Below are 25,777 nucleotides of genomic sequence, written 5' to 3'. Positions count from 1 at the left end.
CTCATCAACAGTGACTGATTCTCAAGTAACGTGGATCAATTCAACACTACCATCTTCGCGCACTTCCGTCATGGCACCCGATGGTTCTTTCATAAAGAACAGGGCGATAAAACCGATAACAGCGGTGCATCCGATAACCGTGAAGAAAGTCGCAGTATCAACCAGTGAATAGACAGTCAGATAAACAACGGCACCTACATTACCATACGCCCCAGTCATGCCAGCTATTTGTCCGGTCAATCGACGCTTAATTAACGGTACTACAGCAAAGACAGCCCCTTCCCCTGATTGTACAAAGAACGAACATGCCATGACCGCAATAACAGCTAACCAAATAGGCCAACTTGAATCAATCAAACTTAAGCAAAAATAACCAATCGCTAAACCTGCAGTCAAAATAAGTAAGGTTTTTCGACGACCAAAACGGTCTGATATCATCCCACCGCCAGGCCTAGACATTAAATTCATAAACGCATACATACCGGCTAGTAAACCAGCCGTTGCCATGTTTAATTCAAACGTTTCGGCAAAAAATGCCGGTAACATAGACACAACAGCTAACTCTGAGCCAAACGTAGCGAAGTATAAAACGTTTAAAACCGCCACTTGTTTGAAAGAATAGCGATGTGCTTCCGGCACTGGCGTGACAAAGATATCTTTGTTCACTTTGTAGGTGGCATAAGCGTCATAAACGTATAAGGCGACCAACCCAAGGTAGATAATGAGCACGACATTTTCACCTAGTAGTGATACACCTTGGGGAGACAACTTCCAGTTAAGTAAAGCAAGAGCTAAGTACATTGGCGTTTTCATAAATAACAATAAATAGAAATCTCCAACACTGGTGACTTCCATGCCGCCTAAATTCTTGGGGCGAAAATAAGTGGAACCTTTAGGGGTATCAGTGGTGTTTTTGTAATAAACAAAACTGAATAATAAGCTCATTAAGCCCGTGATGCCGACTGCATAGCGCCAGCCATCTTCGCCACCAAAAAATATCGCTAAGGTCGGTAATGTAAAGGCCGCAGCTGCTGAACCAAAGTTACCCCAGCCACCATATACGCCCTCAGCAGTGCCTAATTCTTTTGGGGGGAACCATTCACTTACCATTCTTATTCCCACAACGAATCCAGCGCCGATACACCCTAAGGCAAATCTGGCAATGACTAATTGGGTAAAGCTGTCAGCGAGGGCAAACATAAAACACGGAATAGAGCAGATGCCCATTAAAGCAGAATATACGATACGCGGACCGAACTTATCCGTTAAGGCTCCGATAATGACCCGCGCTGGGATCGTTAAGGCAACATTTATAATGAGTAAGGTTTTCCATTCGCTGAGCGTCAGGCCAACACCATCGACGATGGCGCCTTTTAAGGGTGCCATGTTAAACCACACCATAAATGTAATAAAAAAGGCTATCCAAGATAGATGTAGAGTTTTCATTTTGCCGGTAAAGGACAGTAAATTAAATTTATCAACGCTCATTTATATTACTCATTAGAAAATTTTCTCAAAAAAAAACCCGTAACGACTCCAGGACACGGAAAGTCGTTGCGGGCTACATTGCCTTACTTAAAAATTACGTTTCTGTAATGATTAAGTGTGTGTTTTTAGTTTTATAATTATTAACAACACAAGTGCATACAAGGTTTAAAATGCAGTAATGATGCCAATCACATAAAAACAATTAAATTCAATAACTTACTAAATAAATGGAGGTATTGTCTTAGTTATCAGTACAAGAAAAAGGTTTAAAATAGTGCATGGTGCACAGAATCCGTGCTTGCTGGCTCTGCGCTTTGTCAATCTGCATCAAAATTCGAAATTTGGTTTAGCCAGTGACTTTTTTTCTCTTCGCTTAAAAAACTTGCTTTAAAACTATTACTGGCGAGTGTTTTAATGTGCTGCTTATTTATTGGTAAGTGTGCCGCTAATGCATGATAGTTATCGTTAAGGTACCCTCCAAAATAACTCGGGTCGTCAGCGTTAACTGTCACCATTAGGCCATGTTCCAATAACGTCAATAAATTATGTTCGTTCATGTGATCAAACACACATAATTTTATATTCGACAATGGGCATACTGTCAGCGGCATTTGTCTGCTGACCAATTCTTTCATCAATGCCCCATCTTCAACACTGCGCACGCCGTGATCGATACGATGTACGTCTAAGTCATGTAATGCGCTCCAAATATACTCAGGGGGGCCTTCCTCACCCGCATGGGCCACCCGCATTAAGCCAAGTTCTTTGGCTTTGGCAAAGACACGCGTGAATTTTTCCGGTGGGTTACCCAATTCTGAGCTATCGAGTCCCACTGCCGTGATCATAGGCAAATACGGCGCCGCAGCGGTTAATGTGTCAAATGCATTGCGTTCACTTAAATGGCGTAGAAACGACATAATAAGTAAACTCGACTGTCCCCATTCTTTTTCAGCCTGTGCCATGGCACGGGTGAAGCCAGCCATAAATACCGCAAAATCGATGCCGCGCTCAGTATGGGTTTGCGGATCGAACATCATTTCCACATGGACCACATTCTCTTCTTTACATTTACACAGGTAATCCCACATTAGGCGATAGAAATCATCTTCATCACGCAGCACTGACGCACCGAGGTAATATAAATCCAGAAAGCTTTGTAAATTATCGAAATTATAGGCAAGGCGCACATCATCAATAGTTGAATACGGTAGTGTCACTTGGTGCTTCGCTGCTAATGCCATCATTAATTCAGGCTCAAGGGTACCCTCAATATGTAAATGCAATTCTGCTTTGGGCAGGGAATTGATTAAATTTGCGGTAGATAAATTATGAACGGGCATTTTTATTATTAAATCCTCTTATTGTACTCATTGTAACGATTGTCACGCACTGAACGCTTTGTTAGGTGAATCGAGGTATTATAGCTTATGGCCAACCCCATAAAAGCTCGCACTATTTCAAGGCGTAACGCGCACCATCGAAGGGCAACAACGCCACAACGTTTGTTATTAAACCTATTTTAACCGAACTTATTGTCACTATAGCCAATATTAGCCATTATTTTATTCGTCTTTAACCGTTCCAATAAGCGTACAGCTGTCACTTTGTGTATCATTGTTCAGCATAAATCACACCAAAGCTAGACTAAATGGTCAGGTTTTTGCTTTCACCGGTTTACTTTAACCACTTTATCATCGGCCCGCCCAGGCTAGAAAGAGAACCCACAATGAGAAGTCCCTATGTTTAACGCTATATTCGAAAAGCTCTTTAAACTGCAAGCCAATGGCACCAATATTAAAACCGAATTTATTGCAGGCCTAACGACCTTCGCGGCAATGTCTTATGTTTTGGTGGTAAATCCCAGTATTTTATCTGCTGGTGGCATGCCTGTGGTCGGCCTGATCACGGTTACCGCATTAGCTGCGTGTATTGGTACATTGCTAATGGCCTTTATGACCAATTATCCTATCGCAATGGCACCAGGGATGGGTTTGAACGCTTTTTTCGCCTTCACCATTTGTTTAACGCGGGATATTCAATGGGAAGCGGCCCTAGGTATCGTATTTTGGAACGGTATATTGTTTTTACTGTTATCGGTTACCGGGGTTCGCACTAAAATTGCTGATGCCATACCTGCGGCGTTAAAAATTGGCGTGCAATGTGGTATTGGTTTATTTATCGCCTTCATTGGTTTAAAGAATGCCGGTATTGTGGTCGATCACCCAGCTACGTTTGTCACCATAGGCGATTTGTCTGAACCAGCAACCATGCTTGCCGTGGCTGGAATTCTACTGACGATTGTACTTTTCATAAAACGCGTCACGGGCGCAATTCTGATTTCTGTTTTGATCCTTACCTTAATAGGTGCCTTTATTCCTGTCGGTGACGGTTATTTAACCCAGCACACCGATTCGTTTATCGGTATGCCCGACAGCATGAGCAATACATTTTTTGCCATGGACATCATGTACCCCATCGAAAATTTCGCCACGACTTGGGATCTTATTTTTGCTCTATTGTTCGTCAATATGTTCGATACCATAGGCACGTTAATCGGCGTCTCTCGCAGAGCCAATCTGCTAGATAAAGCAGGAAGATTACCCAAAATTGGCCCTGCGATGACCGCAGACGCAGCAGCAAGTGTAGTAGGTGCGGCTCTAGGCACGTCTCCTGTCACTTCTTACGTAGAATCCGCAGCGGGTGTTTCCTCAGGCGGACGTACAGGTCTCACAAGTGTGTTTGTCGCCTTGTGTTTCTTGCTTGCCTTATTCTTCACGCCACTGATGAAAGTGATCCCGCTTATGGCGACGACACCAGCATTAATCATGGTGGGTATATTGATGATGGACTCATTTAAGCAATTGGACTTTGAGGATCTCACCGCTCTTTCCACTGCTTCGGTTGCTTTATTGGCCATGCCGCTCACATTTAGTATTAGCGAAGGCATCGCACTGGGTTTTATTACGTACGTGGGCATAATGGTTGGTACTGGTCGATATAAAGAAGTGACATGGATTACCTACGCTATGGCGGCGGTCTTTGTACTGCGTTATGTGCTCGATTTAAAGTAGGACTATTGCCTTACTTTAACGTTAGTTAAAGGGCGAAAAAAAACCGTGATAGTTGGTCGATTATCACGGTTTTTTATATCTTGCTCTAAATGTTATTACTTAAAATCATCAGCTTGACGCACATTTATTTTATCTATTAGCTATGTAATTCCGCAAAATTCACATTTTTGATGGTATTGAATTGCCTTATTTGAACGGAAAATTATCTCGCCAATGTTCAGCAATTTCTTGACGAGTGCATAACCAGACGCGATCATGTTCTTGCACATACTCAATAAAACGCTGTAAGGCGGCCATACGTGCGGGTCGCCCGATAATACGGCAATGTAAACCGATTGAGAGCATTTTAGGGGCGTAATCACCTTCCTCATACAATACGTCAAAAGCATCTTTTAAATACTGGAAGAACTGCTCGCCGCTATTGAATCCCTGGGCACTTGCAAAACGCATGTCATTGGTGTCAAGCGTGTAAGGCACAATCAGCAAAGGTTTATCGTGATTGGTGTCGTAATAAGGTAAATCATCTGCATAAGAGTCCGCACAATAAAGCAGATCATCACGTTGGGAGATCAGCTTAAGTGTATTTGGACTCGTACGGCCGGTATACCACCCCTTGGGCTTTGAACCCGTTATCGCCTGATGGAGTTGCATTGATGCGTCGATCATTTTGCGTTCTTGCGCTTCAGGCATATTTTGATAATGGATCCAGCGCATGGCGTGGCTGGCAATCTCCCAATTTGCTTCTTTCATTGCCGCAACGGCCTCAGGATTACGCTGCAACGCCATCGTTACACCAAATACCGTGATGGGAACGTTCAGTCGTTCAAATAACCGATGAAGGCGCCAAAAACCTGCACGACTGCCATATTCATACATGGATTCCATGCTTAGATGACGATCTCGATATGCTTGTGCGCCAATGATCTCCGATAAAAATACTTCGGACGCCTCATCGCCGTGTAGCACACTGCTCTCCCCCCCTTCTTCGTAGTTAAGCACAAACTGTACTGCAATCTTTGCTTTGCCTGGCCAGTTTGGATTGGGCGGAGTGTCGCCATAACCAATTAAGTCTCGTGGATACGCGTGGTTCATTTCCTGTCTCTTGTTATTGAAATCGTGGTGGTACTGTTAGGCCGCAGCCTTGCAATATAAGTTTAACTAAACTCTTGGTGGCGTTTGCGAATTCGATTTGATCCATCGCTTGGCCTTTTAGTTCAGTAATTTGCGCAGAAAAATCTGCATAATGTTGGCTACTTGCCCAAATATTAAATAAAAGATAATGGGGATCAATTTCAGGAAGCTTTCCCAATTCTATCCATTGACGCAGCACCGAAACCCGTGAATTCATCCAAGATGAATGTTGATCTTTAAAAAAACTGCTCAAGTTTGGTGCACCGTTGATGATTTCCAGTGCAAAAATCTTCGACGCGTCAGGACGAAGACGGGATATTTCCATTTTGTCCGCGATATACGTCGCCAGTACCTCTGCTGGGTCGTCCTGAGCCTTGGCATTATCAAAACTGCTATTCCAAAGGCTTAAAATTTCTTGTAGCAAAGCTAAATACAGACCGTCTTTAGATTTAAAGTAGTATAGAACATTGGTTTTTGGCAGCTCCGCTCGGTCCGCAATACGCTGCACCCGAGTCCCCTTAAACCCATGAATTGCAAACTCTTTTTCCGCAGCCGCGAGAATATTCGTACGATTTATTGCACCGATACTGTCATTTTTTTTCGATAATGAGTCACTCATTGAATCCGTTAGTTCCCTTTATTTATGGCTAGTATCTCTAGCCGGTCAAGCCTCATTAACAATTAGTTAACATGCTACCTAAAAAACCTTACTTTGCCTATAGGTACGTTAATCATTAAAAATTAGCGACTTAGGCATTAATCGCGCATTGATTCATACACTCCAGCATGAAAAATACAACGACACCAAACACTCATGATACCAAGAGCTGTAAACTAAATTGCAAGAACCTGACCAGTTGGTCTGGTTTTTGTATTAATTCACGTTATTATATAAATAGTATTCACACTATTTATGACTGGCTCACTCGGAGATAACTATGATCAGCTTTCTACTTAACGACAAAGCTGTGCACATTGATGCAACTCAAGCAGACACAACACTGCTTAATTACCTTCGGGATGATTGCCGCTTAAGCGGTACTAAAGAAGGTTGCGCATCAGGCGATTGCGGTGCTTGCACCGTCGTCATTGCGCAGGCAAACGATCATGGCTCTGCACTTGAGTATCGCGCTCTAAATAGTTGCGTCACTTTCTTATCTGCTATCCATGGCAAACAACTGTTAACCGTTGAGCATTTAGCTGACGGCGATAAGCTTCATCCGGTGCAAGCCGCTATGGTTGACGCTCACGGTTCACAATGCGGCTTTTGTACACCCGGCTTTGTTATGTCAATGTTTGCTTTATATCAGCAAGGCGAAGTACCAAACAGAGAACAAATCAATATCGCCCTTGGTGGAAATTTATGTCGCTGTACCGGTTACCGTCCTATTATTGATGCCGCTGTAGCATCATGTACGGGCACAATCGACGATAAATTTAGCCAGAGTCAAATAACAACTTTGACGCAATTAACCCAATTAAATATGTCTAAAGCGGGCCTTGATAACCTTTTAATGCCGACCAGTAGAGCTGAATTAGCGCACGTCATACAAACTCACCCTAATGGGCGCAAATTCGCTGGCAGTACAGATTTAGCACTAGAAGTCACCCAACAGCTAAAAAGCCTGCCGACGCTTATTAGCCTGACAAACGTTGCCGAACTGCACGTTTTGCATGAGACAGACTCAGGCCTTAACATTGGTGCAGCAGTGCCATTAAGCAAGATGGAAACACTGTTACTGTCACATTTTCCCGAGTTACATGAGCTACTCGACCGTTTTGCATCTACCCCAATACGAAATCAAGCAACGCTGGGTGGTAATGTGGCAAACGCGTCGCCGATTGGTGACATGCCCCCTGCTCTTTTAGCCCTAAATGCACGCGTTAAAGTAGACAATGGCTCAACCCGCCGAGACATCCCCATCAATGAATTCTTCACGGGCTATCGGCAAACACTGTTGCAAAAAGATGAATGGATTGAAGCTATTTTTATCCCATACAAAAAACCGAATAGCAAAATCAGTGCCTATAAAATATCTAAACGCCAAGAAGACGATATATCAGCCGTATGTGCAGTGTTTAATCTAACGATCGATAATGACAATGTGATTCAGGATGTGAGTAGTGGTTTTGGTGGCGTTGCTGCTACCCCCGCCTCAGCAACCGATTTACGCGCTGCAATAGTGGGTAAAGATTGGTCACAAAGTGCCACGTTTGAAGCCGGTAAAAATGCATTGAGTCAGGCGTTTAACCCTATCGACGATGTACGTGCAAGTGCGGACTATCGGCAAACAATGATCGTTAATCTTTGGAAACGTTTTTGGTTACAAAGTAATCAGCAAAACCATAAAATAGAGACGCGGGTGCACGCTTATGAATAACTTCATTCCGGTACGATACAATCGAACGCCCCCCCCCCATAAAGCGTTACAGCGAGGTTGTTTCCATGCGTAAACTGATAGAACAGCCCTTTACTAACAACCCACAGGGTAAAGTTGGTAAATCACATCCTCACGAAAGTGCCATTCGTCAGGTCAGTGGACAGGCGCGTTACGTCGATGACATGCCCCAGCCTGCTAATTTACAATTTGCCGCTATTGGCACTAGCCCTGCGGCGTCAGGGGTTATCAAATCGTTAGATCTCACTGAAGTATGGGCCAGCTCGGGGGTAATAGATGTAATTACCGTTGACGATGTGCCAGGGCATATTGATATTGCCCCGGTGTTTGATGGCGATCCTATTTTCGCGCAAAACAACGTGCTGTTTCACGGCCAAGCGATATTTGCAGTCCTCGCCGACACCGTACAACACGCTCGTCAAGCAGCCCTTAAGGCAAAAATAGAGATAGCACCAACTGCACCTTGTTTAAGCATCGAAGTGGCCAAGCAACAACGTAATTTTGTGCGCCCACCTCATTACATGCAACAGGGTGATTTTGCTGCGGCATATAAAGTCAGTGACTTCACCGCCGAGAATCATCTAAGCATTGGTGGTCAAGAACATATGTATCTTGAAGGCCAGGTTTCCATGGCCATTAATGAAGAAGAAGACCGAGTGCTGGTTTATACCTCAAGCCAACATCCTAGCGAAGTTCAAAAACTGATTGCGGAAGTGTTAAATTGTAAATTGCACAAGGTCGTGGTGGATATGCGCCGTATGGGCGGTGGGTTTGGCGGTAAAGAAACTCAGGCTGCTCAATGGGCATGCATTGCAGCCTTACTCGCCAAGCGAAACCAGTGTGCAGTAAAACTGCGCTTACCACGCATGCAAGACATGATTGCGACGGGAAAGCGTCACCCCTTCGAGAATTATTACAAGGTCGGTTTTGATAAAGATGGACTGATAAATGCGGCTGATATAGAAATAAATGGCAATTGCGGACACTCCCCTGACCTGTCCGACGCCATTGTCGACCGAGCTATGTTTCATTGTGACAACGGTTATTACTTTGAGAACGTTAATGTTGCTGGTCATCGCTGTCGCACCAATCAGGTTTCACATACCGCTTACCGTGGTTTTGGTGGGCCGCAAGGGATGATAGTGGCAGAAGCTATGATGGATGCCATCGCACGTAGCGTAAATAAAGATCCGCTAACGGTGCGTAAGCTAAATTTATACGGTGAAAATCAGCGTAATATTACGCCCTACGGTATGACTGTCGAACACAATTTATTGGAGGATATTATCAGCCGCTTAGAAGACTCGTCAGATTATTGGGCGCGCAGAAAAACCATCGGCGAATTCAATAAAACTAGCCCCATTATTAAAAGAGGCCTATCGCTAACGCCGGTTAAATTTGGTATTTCATTTACCGCCAAACATTTGAATCAAGCGGGTGCCTTGCTCCATGTTTACACAGACGGCAGCATGCAAATAAATCACGGTGGCACAGAAATGGGCCAAGGTCTGCATACCAAGATTGGCCAAATCGTTGCCAATGAATTTGGTATTTCCCTGCATGACGTGGAAGTGACATCTACCCGCACAGATAAAGTGCCGAATACGTCACCAACCGCCGCATCCAGCGGTACTGACTTAAACGGTAAAGCAGCGCAAAATGCCTGTATTACTATCAAGCAACGCTTAGCTGAATTTTATGCCGCTGAAATAAATGCCTCTGGCTTAACTGCCCAAGATGTCATCTTCGCTAATAATAAGGTTATGTTAGGCAAGCATAGTATTGATTTTGTAGAGCTTGTCCAAAATGCTTACATTGGCCGCGTTTCACTTTCATCTACTGGCTTTTATAAAACACCGAAAATTCATTATGACCGCAGCACAGGTAACGGACGCCCATTTTTCTACTTCGCTTATGGTGCATCGGTTTCTGAAGTCGCCATTGACATATTAACCGGGGAATACAAGGTCGAACGTGTCGATATTCTTCACGATGTAGGGCGCAGTTTAAACCCTGCTATTGATGTTGGCCAAATTGAAGGTGGCTTTATACAAGGTATGGGCTGGCTAACCACTGAAGACTTAAAATGGGACGATAACGGCCGATTGATAAGTAACAACCCTGCCACTTATAAAATCCCCGCTATTGGTGATACACCAAAAATATTTAACGTTGATTTGTATCAGCGGGATAATGATGAAGACAGTATTTATCACTCAAAAGCGGTAGGTGAGCCACCCTTTATGCTAGCCAATTCTGTCTGGTGCGCTTTAAAAGACGCCATATCAAGTCTCACGGATTATAAACAGGACCCGCAACTTCCAGCGCCCGCCACACCTGAAGCAGTACTGAAGTGCATCGAGTCGCTTTGTAACACGTCAATCAGCGTGCACAACTAATATGAACACCAATAAATGGTTTGACGCCCTACATCAATGCCAAGAACAAGGTAGAGCCTATGTATTAGTGACTGTGTTGGCATCTGCAGGTTCAACCCCTCGCGGTAATGGTAGCAAAATGGTCATTACCGGTGATGAAACGTTCGATACTATAGGTGGCGGTCATCTTGAATTTGCAGCCACAGAGCTGGCGCGCGCTTTATTAGCGGGTAATGAGCATACTCAACATATTGAGCATTACCCCTTATCAAGCAAACTAGGGCAATGCTGCGGTGGTGCGGTGAATGTGTTATTCGAAGTGATGGTAGAGCAATGTCAAACCGTGCAAGTTTTCGGTGCCGGACATGTAGCTCACGCCCTGATACCGCTGCTGGCACAATTGCCTTTGCAAATACAATGGATTGATCAAAGAGAACAGCTATTTCCAAGGGGCAAGGAAACGTTCAATTTCGCCAACCTAAAGATGATTGTTAGCGACGAACCAGCTGAGCATATTTCGTTAGCACCTAATGACAGTTGGGTGGTAATAATGACCCATAACCACCAGTTAGATTACGCGATTGTGGAAGCGGCACTTAAGCGCCCTGACGTGCCGTATATCGGCATGATAGGCTCAAACACCAAAGCCAAGCGCTTTGCCACCCGTATCGCCGCTCGTATGCCGGACACTTTTGAGCCAAACCGTTTAGTCAGTCCAATTGGCATATTGGATATACCCGGAAAACGTCCGATTGAGGTGGCCATATCTATTGCAGGGCAGCTTATTCAACGCCTCAATTGTAAAGGTGTTACAGATGGGCAAATCAACGCAGATCAGAGCAATAAAAGTGGAACACAGCGCCAGAAACAAGCGAAAGTATGGCGCGCTTCAAAAGAGCTTAAAGACTTATTATGACCTTAGATGAACTGAATAACAGTACCGTTGAAAACGCGGAAAAATTTTTCGCCCAAACTTGCGCAGCCAAACGTTGGGTAACCAAAATGCAAGAACAGCGTCCTTATGCTAATACGCCTAATGTCCTTCAGCGGGCAAGGGCTAATTGGCAAGAAATGAAACGCGAGGACTTTTTACAAGCGTTCGATGCTCATCCAATGATTGGCGATATCAATAGCTTACGTGAAAAGTATGCCAGCACTAAAGCCATGGCGAGCAACGAGCAAGATGGCGCTCGTCAAGCGGATGAAGCGACGTTAATCGCGTTACAAAAATTAAATCAGGCTTACAAAGAGAAACACGGTTTTATTTTTATCATTTGCGCCAGTGGACTCGATGCGCACACCATGCTTAAGGAAATTGAGCGACGGATTGACAACACCACACCCGCTGAGATTACCAATGCGAGTGATGAACAGATTAAAATAACCAATTTACGTATATTAAAAGGCTTATCAGATGAGTAAAACACCGTCACTTTCCAGCCATGTTTTGGACACCACACTAGGTAAACCAGCCTCAAATATGCAGCTTATATTAACCGCTCCTAATGGTGATATTAACCATGCAATAACCGACGCTGATGGCCGCTGTAATCAATGGGGAAAATTAGTTATTTCAGCTGGGTATTATCACCTTAGGTTTGTGACCGGGGAATATTTATCTAGCCAGCACGGTAGCGCATTTTATCCTTTCGTTGATGTGCATTTTGAAATAACGCAAGACGGCGGTCACTACCATATCCCGCTTCTTATTTCGCCTTTTGGCTTTAGTAGTTACCGCGGTAGCTAATGGAATACTTTATTCAATGACAACACATTTATACCTCGCATCTATTTTGCACTTTACACAACAAAGTAACCATCCTGAAGATGATTATACCTATATACACGACGGATCAATGGTTACGCGTAACGGTAAAATCATTGCAACAGGTGAAAGAAAAAACATTGAAAATCAATATCTTGACGTTGTAATCCATGATTTTTCTGGCCAACTCATTGTACCCGGCTTTATTGACAGCCATTTGCATTTCCCCCAGACAGAGATGCTTGCGAGTTTTGGTGAGCAACTACTAGATTGGCTAGAAAAATACACCTTCCCCACGGAACGTAAATTTGCCGAACCCGAGTATGCGGCGCACATTGCTGATATTTTCTTACGCCAACTTTACCGTCACGGCACTACCAGTGCCATGGTCTATTCTTCGGTACATCAGTGCGCAGCCGATGCATTATTTGCTGCTGCCCAAAGGCACAATATGCTGCTGATTGCAGGTAAAGTCTGTATGGACAGACATTGCCCAACTTGGCTTCAAGATACGCCTAAAAAAGCCCAGATAGAAAGCGCTGAATTAATTGACCGTTGGCACAAAAAAGATCGATTACTGTATGCCATTACCCCTCGTTTTGCGCCGACCAGTAGTCCCGAGCAATTACACCTTTTAGGTGAATTAGCCCAGCAGTATCCAGATGTATATATTCAAACCCATTTAAATGAAAATCTGCATGAAATTGCCTGGGTAAATTCGCTGTTTCCCAAACATAATGGTTATCTTGATGTCTACGATAAATTTAATATGTTGCGCCCCAAAGCAGTTTTTGGACATTGCATTCATATGCAGGAACATGAATGGCAACGAATGGCACAAAGCGGCGCAAGTATCGCTTTTTGCCCCACCTCAAATCTGTTTTTAGGCAGTGGGTTATTCGATCTTAAAACAGCTGAGAAATACAATATACCAGTAGCTTTAGCAACAGATGTTGGTGCGGGCACGAGTTTTAGTATGCTGCGCACCTTAGGTGAAGCCTATAAAGTAGGTCAATTGCGCGGCGATCAATTACAACCACTTCATGGCTTATATTTGATGACGCAAGGCGCGGCGATTGCCCATGGTTTAGCAGATAGTATAGGCAACTTAAACCCCGGTACAGATGCGGATTTCGTCGTGCTTAACCCTAATTTTGATGAATTAACCACCCTTAGATTCGAGCAACACAACGACGTACAAGATATTATTTTTGCGCTTAGCATGTTGGCAGATGATCGAGCCATCAGCGCCACCTATATCGCCGGTGAGCCGGTTTATCAAACACACACAGAATAATAATAAACAAGGAACTTCAGCATGGCATGGTTTGATTGGTCATCATTATTTATACGTTGGTTTCACGTCATTGCTGGCGTGGCGTGGATTGGTGCGTCATTTTACTTTATATGGCTAGATAACAACTTACGCACTCCGCCAAAATGGAAACAAGATAAAGGCATTAAAGGCGACTTGTGGGCAGTGCACGGTGGCGGATTTTACGAAGTCGCTAAATACCAGCGCGGTCCTGAAAAAATCCCTGAAACGCTGCATTGGTTTAAATGGGAAGCCTACACAACATGGTTAAGCGGCTTTTTATTACTCAGCTTAATTTATTATTATGGTGCGTCCATTTACTTGATTGACCCCACAGTTATGGATTTGACGCCTAAAGACGCCATTATTCGTGGATTAGGACTTATTTTCGGGGGGCTGTTTATCTACGAAGGCGCCTGTCGCAGCGCGCTTAGTCGCTACCCTGCTCTATTCGGTATTATGTTACTTGTGCTGCTTGGTGCAGTAAGTTACTTAGCGACCCATTGGTTTAGTGGTCGCGGTGCGTTTATGCATGTAGGCGCCTTAATTGGTACCATTATGGCTGGTAATGTGTTTTTCAAAATAATGCCTGCCCAGCGCCTAATGGTTGACGCTGTCAGCAATAATACAGAAATTGATCCCGCTTGGGGCTTAGGGGCTAAATTACGCTCGGTACACAACAATTACTTAACGCTGCCATTACTGTTTATTATGATCAGTAACCATTACCCTATGACGTTTCAACACCCACAAGCTTGGGCGGTATTAATGGCAATTGGGGTGGTTTCAGCATGGATACGTCATTACTTCAACTTAAAACATATTGGTATTTCACGGCCGTCAGTGCTTATTACTGGCGCGATTGGCATGCTGCTCATTGCTGGTTGGGTATCTTATCCTCGCGAATCAGAAGAATCATCTGCCACATCCGTATCAGTTCAATCAGCTCCTGTGATGCTCAACGCGGTCGAACAAAAAGCCTTTGATGTAGTTCAAACTCACTGTGCTAATTGCCATTCAGCAAAACCAACAGACAACTTATTTGTAGTTGCTCCACTGGGATTGATATTTGATACATGGCAACATATTCGCGCTAAAGCGCCGCTAATATATCAGCGTGCGGTAGTGACCAAAGATATGCCGTTAATGAACAAAACCGGTATGACTGAGCAAGACCGCGAAGCGATACGTAAATGGATTGAGCAATAAAGACATTAGATGACATCAATGTTTAAAAAGAACGTTTCACTGGCCTTTATTGGGCAAATCCAATAAAGGCCATTTACGCACAGGGATCATAGTTATCCCTGTGCGCTCGGTATAATGCTGTTCGCAAAAATTTATCAGCAACCTTATAAAATTCAACTTTTATCCTGCCCTTCCGGTACCCAGTTTTCTGTGCTGCATGTAGTCGGCAAGTTGATTGTCGCTAACATTTGTACTTTGTAAAAGCGCGTCAAACACGCCTTGCTGATCTGCCGATTTTCGTTGTTGTCCTAATTTTTCTTTGGCGTCAACGTGATCAATAATTATTTTGAAACCAACCACCGCTTGCCTAAGCTTGTCCTGATAAGCTTGTGGCATCAGAACTTTGTTATTTAGTAATTCAGGTTCATATTTGGCTACAAGACGATCGATAATTTGCACTGTATCATCTTCATTTAATAAAGATGCACGACCGATGCAATGCACTGCTGAATAATTCCATGTAGGCACACCAGGACCGGTTTCATACCAAGTTGGCGAAATGTATGCGTGTGGGCCACTGAAAATAACTAACGCATTCTCTTGCGCGAGTTGCTTACATTGTGGATTCGCCTTTGCGAGATGCCCATATAACGCGCCATTTTCGCCCTCATCCGGCGCAAAAATAAATGGAATGTGCGTCGCTTCTAATGACTCAGACACCAAAATCCCAAAGCTATGGTCATTAATAAACTGTGCAATTGCCTTATCGCCTTGCATACGCATATTATTTGGAATAAACATGGATAACGCCTATTAGTTTTATTGTTAATGCATTGAGACTCAAAATACTCCCTTAACATGACAGTCAAAGTGTTAAGCGACATTTACTGTTTACAATCACCATAGAAAAATACGAGTGTAACAGTACAGGATAATCTTAAAGATGACATTGATATGAATAAACTAGGCTTGTAAAGCAGATACAAAAAAGTGCTCTATTTTGAGCACTTTTTTATAATTTGACGTTGAATATTATCAAGCAATAAAACGAGAGATCCTATACGCGGATCAAAGTGCAGATTTTATTACCCGCTGGGTCACGTAAATATGCAAGGTACATTTGAGTTTCACCCGATCCGCGAACACCAGGAGGATCTTCACAAGCGACGCCACCATTTGCTAAACCAGCAGCATGCCAAGCTTCCGCTTGCTCGACGCTTTCCACCTTAAAGCCTAGAGTCGAACCATTCCCATGACAAGCGGGCTCACCGTCGATCGGTTTAGTTAACGCGAATATTCCGCTTTTTTCAAAATAGAAACAACGCCCTTTATCATCCATAACACCAGGTTTGTATCCCAAAACAGCCATAGTGGCATCATAAAACGCTTTTGATGCTTCCATATCGTTAACACCTATCATCACGTGACTGAACATAATTATACTCCTTGCAATAGCCTTCTGGCATTTAAAATTAGGCCAACCTGACGAAACCAATTACTATTTAGCCTAATCAGTAGGCGTAAACAGTCCAGATAAATCAGCGCTAACCTGAATGTAATATTAGTTAACTCAACAAGTTATCAGCACTTTACAGCCGTAGCAATAAATTTAATTAATCAGTAACGAGGTACCACGTAATTCAATACTTCTAAGGTAAACGTTTTAAAAGGCCACCGTCTTTACTTATAAAATCATACATAAAGCCAGGGATTAACGATGGTAATCCTACCGCCAGAACCAAAATCAACAAGCTTATTTTATCTAGCCTATCTTGTGAAATCGCACTGCTAAAAATAGAATCTCTAATGAGGGCAACCCATTCGGTTGAACTATGTCCCGTGAAAAATAAATAAAGTGCAATGCCAAGCACGGGACATAACACGGCTAAATGGATCATCTTAGCGGTCGAACTCATATTATTGATAGAAAACCTATTTTCATCAGATGAAGAGATATCTTTGACCAATAACTCAGTGATAGAGCATTCATAAACTGACGCCAACGATTTAGCTGATTCTTGGGACGCCACGCCAGATTTTTCAATTCGTTGAATTGTCCGTAAACTTAAGCCTGTTACCTCAGACAGCTGCGTTTGGCTCCAGGCTCTAGTGTCTCGTTGAGTCTTCAACGTGTCTTTATCTAATTGCATATCCATTTTTCATTTCCTCTTCATATAAGTGCGATTAATATGAAGAAGTCTTGCCTTTTTTAATACGTCATTTATATGCCATTAGTACGACAGTAGCACGTCAATAGAGTGCTGGCGGGGTATTCGCCGTATAAATAACGGTTACCTGAATATTTACTAACGCGTGTTATTACATTAGCCACAACAAAATCACACCGAACACAATCCTATATATTCCGAATGCAACGAATGTAAATCTGTCCAGAAAACGCATAAATAAGTTAATCGACAAATAAGCAACAACAAAGGAGGTCACAAAACCCACTAACAAAATGAGTAAATTACCATCACTAAACTCATTATAGTGTTTTAAAGTATCAAACCCAGCTGCAGCGGCAAGTACAGGCAGCGCTAACAGAAAAGAAAACTCCGCGCTGACTTTTCGGTTCAACCCAACCAGTAAGCCTCCAATTATAGAAGCCCCGGCTCGACTTGTGCCCGGTATAAGGGCAAATACTTGGGCAACGCCTATCCACATGGCTTGCTTATAGGATATATTTTCTATCCCGATTGTTTGCTCAGAATGTTCTTTATAAAAATACTCAACAATTAAAAAGACAATTCCGCCAGCAATGAACATCGTGCCCACGATTGAAACAGTAAAAAAGTCTTTAATCTGTTGATGGAATAACAATCCGATGCAGCCAATTGGGATAAAGGCCAACAGCACTTTCACCCATAAGTCGCGGTGTTTTAAAGTGAATTTGTCTTTATAATTAGCAATAACAGCAAGGATGGCAGAAAGCTGAATGATAACCTCAAACGCTTTATTTGCCTCGGTCTGTTCAATGCCTAACCAACTACTTGCAACGATCAGGTGACCAGTTGAAGAAATAGGTAAAAACTCGGTAACACCCTCAATGATGCCTAAAATTATTGACTGTAAAAAATCCATACTATTTTCTATAAACCTAATTAAGATATGGCCTAATCGCCAATTTACTCACTCCCATCAAACCTATCGACGAGAACGATGATACACACATGGCTCGGGCAGTATTGAATTTCAAGTACAAGATATTTCGCCGAAGACTCATTAGATAAGAACGTCATGCGTGATCATTATATTTTACACGGTTTACGAAAATGCCATCCAAGGATTATGTTGCACGCTGTTTCAAATATTAGGGTAAGTAACACAGTAGCCTAATCAAGTCGGCCTTGAGTAGCTACCCTGAAAAGTAGCGGTTCATGCTATCGATACTAAATACTTGGTAACTAAGCAAAAAAATGACACTAATTGGTCGCTCGCTCGTGCGCAAAAGGTGGGCACTCCAATGGCAAAAAGGCTTACTCGACAACCAGACCATCAGCGAATGTCGACCTTTAAAATGCCATTAACATTATTTTTTGCTATCAGACAATGTGCGCTTCGGATGCATGCCATTAACCATCCCCATAAAGGGAGGATGTATAGAATATCCAACCATACTAAGCAATTGTTGTGGAATTTCTTGCAATGTTTTCTGACTCAGTTCAAGAAAAAAATTTTCTTGTGGTCTCAACCACGGTTCGCAGTACTGGCATGTTGCCGCAAGGCGGCTGTGTTGCGAATGATTAGCTCCGCCACCGTGCCAAGTCGTACCTAGAAAAAATACCACTGAACCCGCAGGCATGACTAACGGAATAGTTGTGCTTCTATCGGTGATAATCTCTTGTCCAAACATGTGGCTTTTGGGAATGAAAACTGTCGCGCCATTTTCCTCGGTAAACTCATCTATAGCCCATATTGATGCTGCACCAAATGGCTCACGTGGGCGCGGCACAGGGTAAAATCCGTCATCATAATGTAATGGTTGTGCTGCCTCTCCAGGCAAAATATTTATCATTTGGGCTTGGCTGAGCAAATAGTTGGGTTGAAATAGTTTATCAAGTAATCCGGTGATCCTAGGATGAACAGCAAGCGAATCAATGACTCTTGTTTTTTCAAGCACACTGTAGAGGCGCTGTGTCATGACCCCTTCAAAGTTATTGCGACCTGCATCTCCTAATAAAGGCAGGGTTGCATTACGAATAGCGTTTAACTCACTCTCACTAAGCAAGTTAGTGATAATGACGAAGCCATTTTTTTGTAACTCGTCAAAGTCCTTAGCAATTTGTGCTTTAAGCGAATCTGAAACATTATTATTATCAGATTGAAACGCTTTGTGTTTATTTGCAAGATCATGCTGAAGATCAACAATAGACTCAATATTTTTCGTTTTAGTCATACTCAAATATTCCGCTTATATTTCTTATACAGGTGTGATCAAAAAGTAGCATGACAGCAAGCATTAAAATAGGGAGTTTAAAATTTGTGTTCAAATCATGTTAGAACATATCAGTTCTATTCATTTACTGAGTTTGCTTAAGCGGGTAAGTGCATAATGGCGTTATGTCTTTTTCAACACGAACACGCATATACCGTAGACTCTATTTGATATTACAACTTGAAGTGACATTTTGGATTAGTCCTCAAGCACGATATAATAACCAGCTAAATGTTATAAAAATAATAAAAGGGAGAAATCTGCTGTTGAATATTTTAACAAAGACCGGCTTGTTGCTGGCGATGAGTTTCGTAAACTTTGTTTATGCTGGAATACCCATTAAGAATTTTTCGGCTGAGCAGTCGAGTCGCATTGTCGAAAACGTGAAAGTACAATCAACAGACACCTTCGATAATTTTTTAAAGCAGATACTCTCATCCTCTGTGCTGAATGAAAAAGGTCTTATCGAGCAAAGTACAGCCTCAAAAAATCCCCTGTCACTGACCATTAAAAAGTATCGCGGGAAAGAAACCCTAACATCGTCAGAACACCATGTAATGCAGCGTTTATTAGGTCTGTATTCGCGGCTGAAATACGGTGAAGAAGCCATCAAAACTTTGGCACAACTGGTGGCAATACCGACTTTTAACGTGTCAGGTTTAGCACAACACGATAATCCTCATTTTAAGAAAATGGCCACCGTAATTGCTAAAATAGCGCAAGATTTCAATTTAGAATTTCGTAATATCGACAATCGAGTTTACGAAGTATCTCTTAACGGTAGCTCAAAAGAAGTAGTGGGTATTCATGCCCATGCGGACGTAGTGCCGGTTACGCCTGCATTGTGGGTGTTAGAAGATGGTACTAAACTTGACCCGTTCCATTTAACCCGCATCGGTGATCGTATGTATGGCAGAGGCACCGAAGATGACAAAAATGGTATAGTGGTCACGTTATACGCAATGAGAGTCATTCAAGAAGAAAACATTCCGTTACTGCGTAATATTCATTTATTAATTGATACCACCGAAGAAACCTCATCCCAAGCCATACCCTATTATTTCGCCCGTAACCCCACCCCCAATTATAATCTGGCGCTAGATGGTAATTATCCAGTGGTGATCGCAGAAAAAGGTTCTGGCAGTGTAATGGCCAACTTTACTGTCCGTCCAGGTGAAACGAATACTCACGCCACTGCTGAAATTGTGACTATCACGGGCGGCTTAGCCATGAATCAAATACCTTCAGCTAGTGTTGCCACGATAACCAGTTCTAACCCCAAGGCGTTAGCGTTAAAACTCAATCAGTTAGCTGCCAACTTTGTGGCCGCCAATGGAGGTAATTTTTCTATTTATGCCGTTCTTGACTCCCAAGGACAAACTCAAGGGCAATCCCAAGGAGTAACGCTAACGGTTAAAGGTGTATCAGCTCATTCATCGGAGCCCGAATCGGGCGTGAACCCTGTATCCAGAATGTTTGCGTTTATTGAATTTGTGCAGCACAAGAATGCCATATTTAAATTCAATCATATAACCGATGCCGCCACTTATATTGTGGCCAATTGGGGGCTGAATTCGTTAGGCAAAACGTTGGACATTGATTATTCTCATGAATTTATGGGGCCTCTTACCAACGCAGTAACCTTTATCGCCCTTGATGATAAAAACTTACAAGTAGGCGTAAATTTACGATTACCAGTCGGACGCGAAGTAGATGCAATAAAGCAAGATATTTCAAGCAAACTAAGTGCATGGCAAAAAAATAGTGCTATCGCTGTCGATTTTAAAATTGGTATGCGTGAACCCATGTATCGCAATCCCAAAGGCCAATGGGTGAATGCTTTAGTCGATGTAGCCACAGAGAACTTGTCTATGCCACGTGAGTTTGGTTCCTCTAGCGGTGGCACATCGGTACATAATCTACCCAACGGTGTGCAATTTGGCTTGGCTATGCCCCACGAAAAATACACTGGGCATAACGCCAATGAATTTAAACGAGTAGAGCAGTTTTTACTCGACATGCAAATAATCACTGAAATGATTGCTCGTGTGGGGCAATTACCAAGCTTAGAGTAAGTCAAATCGAGATTTACCCCCCTGCTCCTTTAATCTGCTTTTAGCCCAGCGACCCACTAAACATGGGTCGCTTTTTTTCAACACAGACTAAAAATAAATGCATGCATCAGTTATTCAGCTATATGCCATTAAAAGTTCGTCGATAGGCGATAGCAAAGCCCAAGACCTCTCACTTTCTTGCCCATCATAACGCCAATATTTATTCTTTTTTTTTGCGCAATAATTCACTACTTACTTTTTTGAATAGTTATCAACCGTTAGTCGGAAAATTCATACCACTATTTGTTTATTTTTCCGGTTCACAAACGTTGTCGCCAGTAGTTGTGGTCTATATACTCCGCAAGATATTGTGGTGGCTTGAAAAAGAGCACACCGTGCGTTTTATTTTCCAGTTTATTTGGAGTTTTATATGTTGTTTGACGGTAACTTAGTCACTGAATCAGCCATTCGTCAAAAAATTCGTGATTTTTATCGAATTGATGAAAACCTTGCCGTTGAACATATTCTGCCTGACGCAGAAGTGAATATGCGTGCTCGCAGCCGTGCTTGGGAACGAGCCCGTAAAATGGTGCTGCAAATTCGAAATGATCAAGAAGGTACGGGCGTAGTTGAAGCACTGCTTAACGAGTACTCTCTATCTTCCGCCGAAGGCGTAGTATTAATGTGCTTAGCCGAAGCACTGCTGCGGGTACCAGACAAACGTACTCAAGATAAATTGATCAGTGATAAATTATCCAAAGGCCAGTGGAGCTCACATCTAGGCAACAGTGACTCATTATTTGTTAATGCATCTTCTTGGGGTTTACTATTAACCGGTGGCTTGGTTAATTATGCGAACCAACAAAATAAATTTGGTTTCCTGAAAAAGACCTTGGGTAAAGTTGGCGAACCCGTTATTCGTAAAGCCATGAATATCGCGATGAAGGTTATGGGGCAGCAGTTTGTTATGGGTGAAACCATCGAAGATGCCGTCCAGCGCGCAGAAGAAAAAGAGCGTAAAGGCTACGTATATTCTTATGACATGCTCGGTGAAGGTGCCAGAACGCAAAAAGATGCTGACGAATACTTTACTGCTTATGCACAAGCGATTGAAGTAATAGGCAAAGCGGCAAAAGGCAAAGGCCCCAGAAAGAGCCCAGGGATATCAGTTAAGTTATCGGCCATTCATCCTCGCTATGAGTTTACCCATAGAGAAAGAGTCATGGCAGAAATTCCTCCAAAACTGAAACAATTATGTTTATTAGCCAAACAATACGATATTGGTTTAACCGTTGATGCCGAAGAATCAGAACGTCTAGATATCTCTTTGGACGTTATTGAACACGTATTCAGTGATCCTGACTTGGCAGGCTGGAGTGGCTTTGGTTTAGCAGTGCAGTCTTATCAAAAGCGTGCATTATATGTAATCGACTGGTTACGAGAATTGACCGAAAAAGTCGACCGTAAAATGATGGTCAGGTTGGTTAAAGGCGCATACTGGGATACTGAAATAAAGAACGCGCAAAAAGACGGGTTAGAACACTTTCCTGTATTTACCCGTAAGTCATCTACCGATGTATCTTATCATGCGTGTGCTAACCGTTTACTCGATTATCGAGATACGATTTACCCGCAATTTGCTACGCATAATGCCTACACAGCCGCAGTTATAATAGAATTGGCTGGTGACGATAAAGAAGGGTTTGAATTTCAGTGTCTGCACGGTATGGGTGACAGCCTATACGATCAGATTGTGACCGTAGAGAACATTCAATGTCGTATTTATGCCCCTGTAGGCGAGCACGAAGACTTATTAGCCTATCTAGTACGCCGCCTGCTTGAGAACGGCGCAAACTCGTCTTTTGTTAATGCTATCGTAGATGAATCTAGACCAGTTGAATCGCTACTTGAAGATCCGGTAGAAAAGACCCAACGATTAAAGTTTAAATATAACGACCAGATCCAGAAACCCATTGCGTTGTTTGGTAAAGAAAGAGACAACTCAAAAGGCATTGACGTCACCGATATTAATCAAATTATGCCGCTTAAAGCCGCTGTCGACCGCTGGTTTGACGACCATCTATTGACTGAAGATCAAGTACCTGAAGGTTGCCATGCCGTGCGCAACCCTGCCAATCTGGATGAAATTATTGGCTTTCACCAGTTCGATACTCAGCAACAAATGGCTGATAAGTTAACTACTGCACACGAAACCTTCGCTACGTGGTCGAAAACATCTATGAAGGAGCGCGCGGATTTATTGCGCCGCACTGCTGACATTCTTGAACGTAATATAGATGAGCTGATCGCTCTGTGTATTAAAGAAGCAGGAAAAGTCACCACCGACGGAGTAGACGAAGTTCGCGAAGCGGTAGATTTTTGTCGTTATTACGCTGCCCGCGCAGAAATACTTGCAGAAGACGACAGACTGGCACCTCGTGGCGTAGTGCTGTGTATCAGCCCATGGAATTTCCCATTGGCCATATTCTTAGGCCAAGTAGCCGCGGCGCTAGTAACTGGTAACACGGTAATTGCCAAACCTGCTGAGCAAACCAGCTTAATCGCACTACGTGCTTTGCAATTAATGGAATACGTAGGTTTACCTGCTGGTGTGGTTCAAGCCGTTATCGCACAAGGTCCTGATGTAGGTGACGTGTTATTACCAGATGAGCGAATAAAAGCCGTTATGTTTACCGGTTCAACGGTTACCGGCAATATTATCGCTAACGCGTTGGCACAAAGAGGCGGTGAACAAGTACCACTAATCGCCGAAACTGGCGGTCAAAACTGCATGATTGTAGACTCAACCGCCCTGCCCGAACAAGTGGTCGATGACGTTATCGCCTCAGGCTTTCAAAGTGCAGGCCAACGCTGTTCCGCATTGCGTGTACTGTTTTTGCAAGAAGAAATCGCCGATACGGTAACCGAAATGCTAATCGGCGCTCTGCAGGAAATGAGTGTCGGTGATCCAGCCTATTTGGCCACTGATATAGGCCCGGTGATTGATCAAAAAGCCTTAGCCAACTTGCAAGCCCATGCTGAAGATATGCAAAAAACTGGCACTTTATTATATGAGTGCAAAGTCCCTGCTAATAAGGGGACATTCTTTGCGCCCAAGCTTTATGAAATAGCGGATATATCGGTACTCAAGCGTGAAGTGTTCGGCCCGTGTGTTCATATAGTACGCTTTAAGGCAGAAGATTTAGAAAGCACAGTAGAAAAAATCAATGCCACTGGCTTCGGTTTAACCATGGGAATTCATACCAGAATTGATATGCGCGCCATGGAGTTGGTTAAGCTTTCTCGGGCCGGTAATGTCTACGTAAACCGCAATATGATTGGCGCTATCGTCGGCGTTCAACCTTTTGGCGGACGCGGATTATCAGGCACAGGCCCTAAAGCAGGCGGCCCTAACTACTTACCTCGGCTAATGCTAGAAAAATCGACCCCAAGACCAGTAAGTGAATTGCTACCTAATACAGATTCAGCACTGCAAAGTGATGAAAAGGCCACGCAACAAGCGGCTCAGTTTATGAAACTTGCCCATGCGACTGAACATGAATGGCGACTAACAGATTTAAATACCCGTATTTCTTCGGTTCGCCAATTTCTCGCAAAGTTAGCGAAAGTCGGCATAGTTGAAGAATTGGCGGAAGATTTAAATTCCACCTTAGCTGCAGCCCGTTCTCAGTTAATTAGTATCGAGAAACGTTTGAAAAAGCCCAAAGTTTTACCAGGGCCAACGGGCGAATCTAATGTGCTGTACCTTGAACCCAGAGGCATATTGGTTTGTTTCGCTGATAAAGACGTAACGTTCGAATATTGGACATTATCTATTGTAACTGCCCTAGCAACAGGGAATGTGGTTATTGCTGTCGTGTCTGAACTGTTCTACGAAGAAGCGATTGAATTTCGCGAACAGTTTATCGCTACCGGTGCGCCCGAAGGCGTATTCCAGGTGGCTAAATTGCATCACTTACAAGCTTTGTTGGCGGAAGATGCCCTTACAGGCGTGGTAATAGACAGTAACAGTGATCGTTCAAGCTACATGGTAAAAATGCTAGCTAAGCGCACAGGAGCAATATTGCCTGTTATAACTGCAGAGTATAATGATCACCTGATCCAACGTTTGCTAACAGAGAAAACGGTCAGTATCGATACCACCGCATCTGGCGGTAATACCTCACTTATGACGTTAGTGGAAGAGGAAGAAGACGACGAGTAGTACCCCTGGTATTAAAAAGCGCCCCAAAAAGCCGCGCTTAAAAATATTAGCAAACCCCGGATTTTAGTCGGGGTTTTCTTTTTGTGGATAGCAAATTGGTGTATTAACGATAGAAAATCAGTTTAGAAAGTCGAGCATACTTATTGCTAGCCATTAAAATGCTTACGCAAAGTATATCTAGCCAGCAGCAGCCTCATGCCTACCAGTTGCAAATAAAAAGACGATTTAGCTTCATCCCAATAACCAACGATAAAAGCCAACTAAACGAATTAATGCCCCCCCAAGTCCCACAAAGCACTCTTATCAAATGCCTGAATTAACAATA

Annotated in this window: 19 protein-coding genes; 10 read left to right on the top strand and 9 right to left on the bottom strand. The window is 43.2% G+C overall.

Annotation, left to right across the window (positions count from 1 at the left end; translation table 11 throughout):
• Window positions 1-21: 21 nt before the first annotated feature.
• The gene (locus GQS54_RS20110) at window positions 22-1,488 is read right to left on the bottom strand and encodes a NarK family nitrate/nitrite MFS transporter (RefSeq protein WP_166425710.1); all 1,467 of its coding nucleotides are present in this window, start codon (window positions 1,486-1,488) and stop codon (window positions 22-24) included.
• A gap of 317 nt (window positions 1,489-1,805) precedes the next feature.
• On the bottom strand, window positions 1,806-2,828 hold the full coding sequence (locus GQS54_RS20105) for an adenosine deaminase (RefSeq protein WP_166425709.1): 1,023 nt from the start codon (window positions 2,826-2,828) through the stop codon (window positions 1,806-1,808).
• Between the two features lie 399 nt (window positions 2,829-3,227).
• Between GQS54_RS20105 and GQS54_RS20100 the strand changes: the two genes are divergently transcribed.
• A complete protein-coding gene (locus GQS54_RS20100) occupies window positions 3,228-4,559 on the top strand; it encodes an NCS2 family permease (RefSeq protein ID WP_166425708.1) in 1,332 nt (443 codons plus the stop codon).
• 186 nt (window positions 4,560-4,745) lie between these two features.
• Here the strand turns inward: GQS54_RS20100 and puuE are convergent, their stop codons facing one another.
• Both puuE and GQS54_RS20090 read right to left on the bottom strand, forming a co-directional pair.
• On the bottom strand, window positions 4,746-5,651 hold the full coding sequence (puuE, locus tag GQS54_RS20095; RefSeq protein WP_166425707.1) for an allantoinase PuuE: 906 nt from the start codon (window positions 5,649-5,651) through the stop codon (window positions 4,746-4,748).
• Window positions 5,652-5,664: 13 nt separating this feature from the next.
• Complete coding sequence (locus GQS54_RS20090) at window positions 5,665-6,309, bottom strand: TetR family transcriptional regulator C-terminal domain-containing protein (RefSeq protein WP_166425706.1); 645 nt, start codon at window positions 6,307-6,309, stop codon at window positions 5,665-5,667.
• Between the two features lie 319 nt (window positions 6,310-6,628).
• Here GQS54_RS20090 and xdhA point away from each other — a divergent pair, with 319 nt between their 5' ends.
• The 7 genes from xdhA to GQS54_RS20055 all read left to right on the top strand — a co-directional run bounded on the left by xdhA (window position 6,629) and on the right by GQS54_RS20055 (window position 14,756).
• Window positions 6,629-8,071 carry a xanthine dehydrogenase small subunit gene (gene xdhA, locus GQS54_RS20085; RefSeq protein WP_166425705.1) on the top strand — a complete coding sequence of 481 codons (1,443 nt, stop codon included), beginning with the start codon at window positions 6,629-6,631 and terminating at the stop codon, window positions 8,069-8,071.
• Window positions 8,072-8,136: 65 nt separating this feature from the next.
• Window positions 8,137-10,488: a xanthine dehydrogenase molybdopterin binding subunit gene (xdhB, locus tag GQS54_RS20080; RefSeq protein ID WP_166425704.1), complete on the top strand. Its 2,352-nt coding sequence runs from the start codon at window positions 8,137-8,139 to the stop codon at window positions 10,486-10,488.
• 1 nt (window position 10,489) lies between these two features.
• Complete coding sequence (xdhC, locus tag GQS54_RS20075) at window positions 10,490-11,383, top strand: xanthine dehydrogenase accessory protein XdhC (RefSeq protein WP_166425703.1); 894 nt, start codon at window positions 10,490-10,492, stop codon at window positions 11,381-11,383.
• Window positions 11,380-11,889, top strand: a complete 510-nt coding sequence (gene uraD / locus GQS54_RS20070; RefSeq protein ID WP_166425702.1) for a 2-oxo-4-hydroxy-4-carboxy-5-ureidoimidazoline decarboxylase — start codon at window positions 11,380-11,382, stop codon at window positions 11,887-11,889. Before xdhC ends, uraD begins: the two co-directional genes overlap by 4 nt.
• Entirely contained in the window at window positions 11,882-12,214 is a 333-nt protein-coding gene (uraH, locus tag GQS54_RS20065) for a hydroxyisourate hydrolase (RefSeq protein WP_166425701.1), read from the top strand. The genes uraD and uraH overlap by 8 nt, the downstream gene beginning before the upstream one ends.
• 16 nt (window positions 12,215-12,230) lie before the next feature.
• The gene (guaD, locus tag GQS54_RS20060; protein ID WP_166425700.1) at window positions 12,231-13,529 is read left to right on the top strand and encodes a guanine deaminase; all 1,299 of its coding nucleotides are present in this window, start codon (window positions 12,231-12,233) and stop codon (window positions 13,527-13,529) included.
• 21 nt (window positions 13,530-13,550) lie between these two features.
• A complete protein-coding gene (locus GQS54_RS20055) occupies window positions 13,551-14,756 on the top strand; it encodes a urate hydroxylase PuuD (RefSeq protein ID WP_166425699.1) in 1,206 nt (401 codons plus the stop codon).
• Window positions 14,757-14,915: 159 nt separating this feature from the next.
• Here the strand turns inward: GQS54_RS20055 and GQS54_RS20050 are convergent, their stop codons facing one another.
• The 5 genes from GQS54_RS20050 to GQS54_RS20030 all read right to left on the bottom strand — a co-directional run bounded on the left by GQS54_RS20050 (window position 14,916) and on the right by GQS54_RS20030 (window position 19,134).
• Window positions 14,916-15,536 carry an FMN-binding negative transcriptional regulator gene (locus GQS54_RS20050; RefSeq protein WP_166425698.1) on the bottom strand — a complete coding sequence of 207 codons (621 nt, stop codon included), beginning with the start codon at window positions 15,534-15,536 and terminating at the stop codon, window positions 14,916-14,918.
• A 256-nt stretch (window positions 15,537-15,792) separates the two neighbouring features.
• Window positions 15,793-16,170: a VOC family protein gene (locus tag GQS54_RS20045; RefSeq protein WP_166425697.1), complete on the bottom strand. Its 378-nt coding sequence runs from the start codon at window positions 16,168-16,170 to the stop codon at window positions 15,793-15,795.
• Between the two features lie 214 nt (window positions 16,171-16,384).
• Entirely contained in the window at window positions 16,385-16,891 is a 507-nt protein-coding gene (locus GQS54_RS20040; RefSeq protein ID WP_205967859.1) for a helix-turn-helix transcriptional regulator, read from the bottom strand.
• 163 nt (window positions 16,892-17,054) lie between these two features.
• Window positions 17,055-17,819 (bottom strand): undecaprenyl-diphosphate phosphatase, encoded by a 765-nt coding sequence (locus GQS54_RS20035; protein ID WP_166425696.1) that lies wholly within the window; start codon window positions 17,817-17,819, stop codon window positions 17,055-17,057.
• A gap of 448 nt (window positions 17,820-18,267) precedes the next feature.
• Entirely contained in the window at window positions 18,268-19,134 is an 867-nt protein-coding gene (locus GQS54_RS20030; protein WP_166425695.1) for a phytanoyl-CoA dioxygenase family protein, read from the bottom strand.
• Window positions 19,135-19,439: 305 nt separating this feature from the next.
• Between GQS54_RS20030 and GQS54_RS20025 the strand changes: the two genes are divergently transcribed.
• Window positions 19,440-21,248: a dipeptidase gene (locus GQS54_RS20025; RefSeq protein ID WP_205967858.1), complete on the top strand. Its 1,809-nt coding sequence runs from the start codon at window positions 19,440-19,442 to the stop codon at window positions 21,246-21,248.
• 409 nt (window positions 21,249-21,657) lie between these two features.
• On the top strand, window positions 21,658-25,452 hold the full coding sequence (gene putA, locus GQS54_RS20020) for a bifunctional proline dehydrogenase/L-glutamate gamma-semialdehyde dehydrogenase PutA (protein ID WP_166425694.1): 3,795 nt from the start codon (window positions 21,658-21,660) through the stop codon (window positions 25,450-25,452).
• Window positions 25,453-25,777 lie beyond the last annotated feature (325 nt).

Source organism: Paraglaciecola sp. 20A4 (assembly GCF_011378905.1).
Lineage (GTDB): Bacteria > Pseudomonadota > Gammaproteobacteria > Enterobacterales > Alteromonadaceae > Paraglaciecola.
This window is presented reverse-complemented; position numbering and strand designations above follow the sequence as displayed.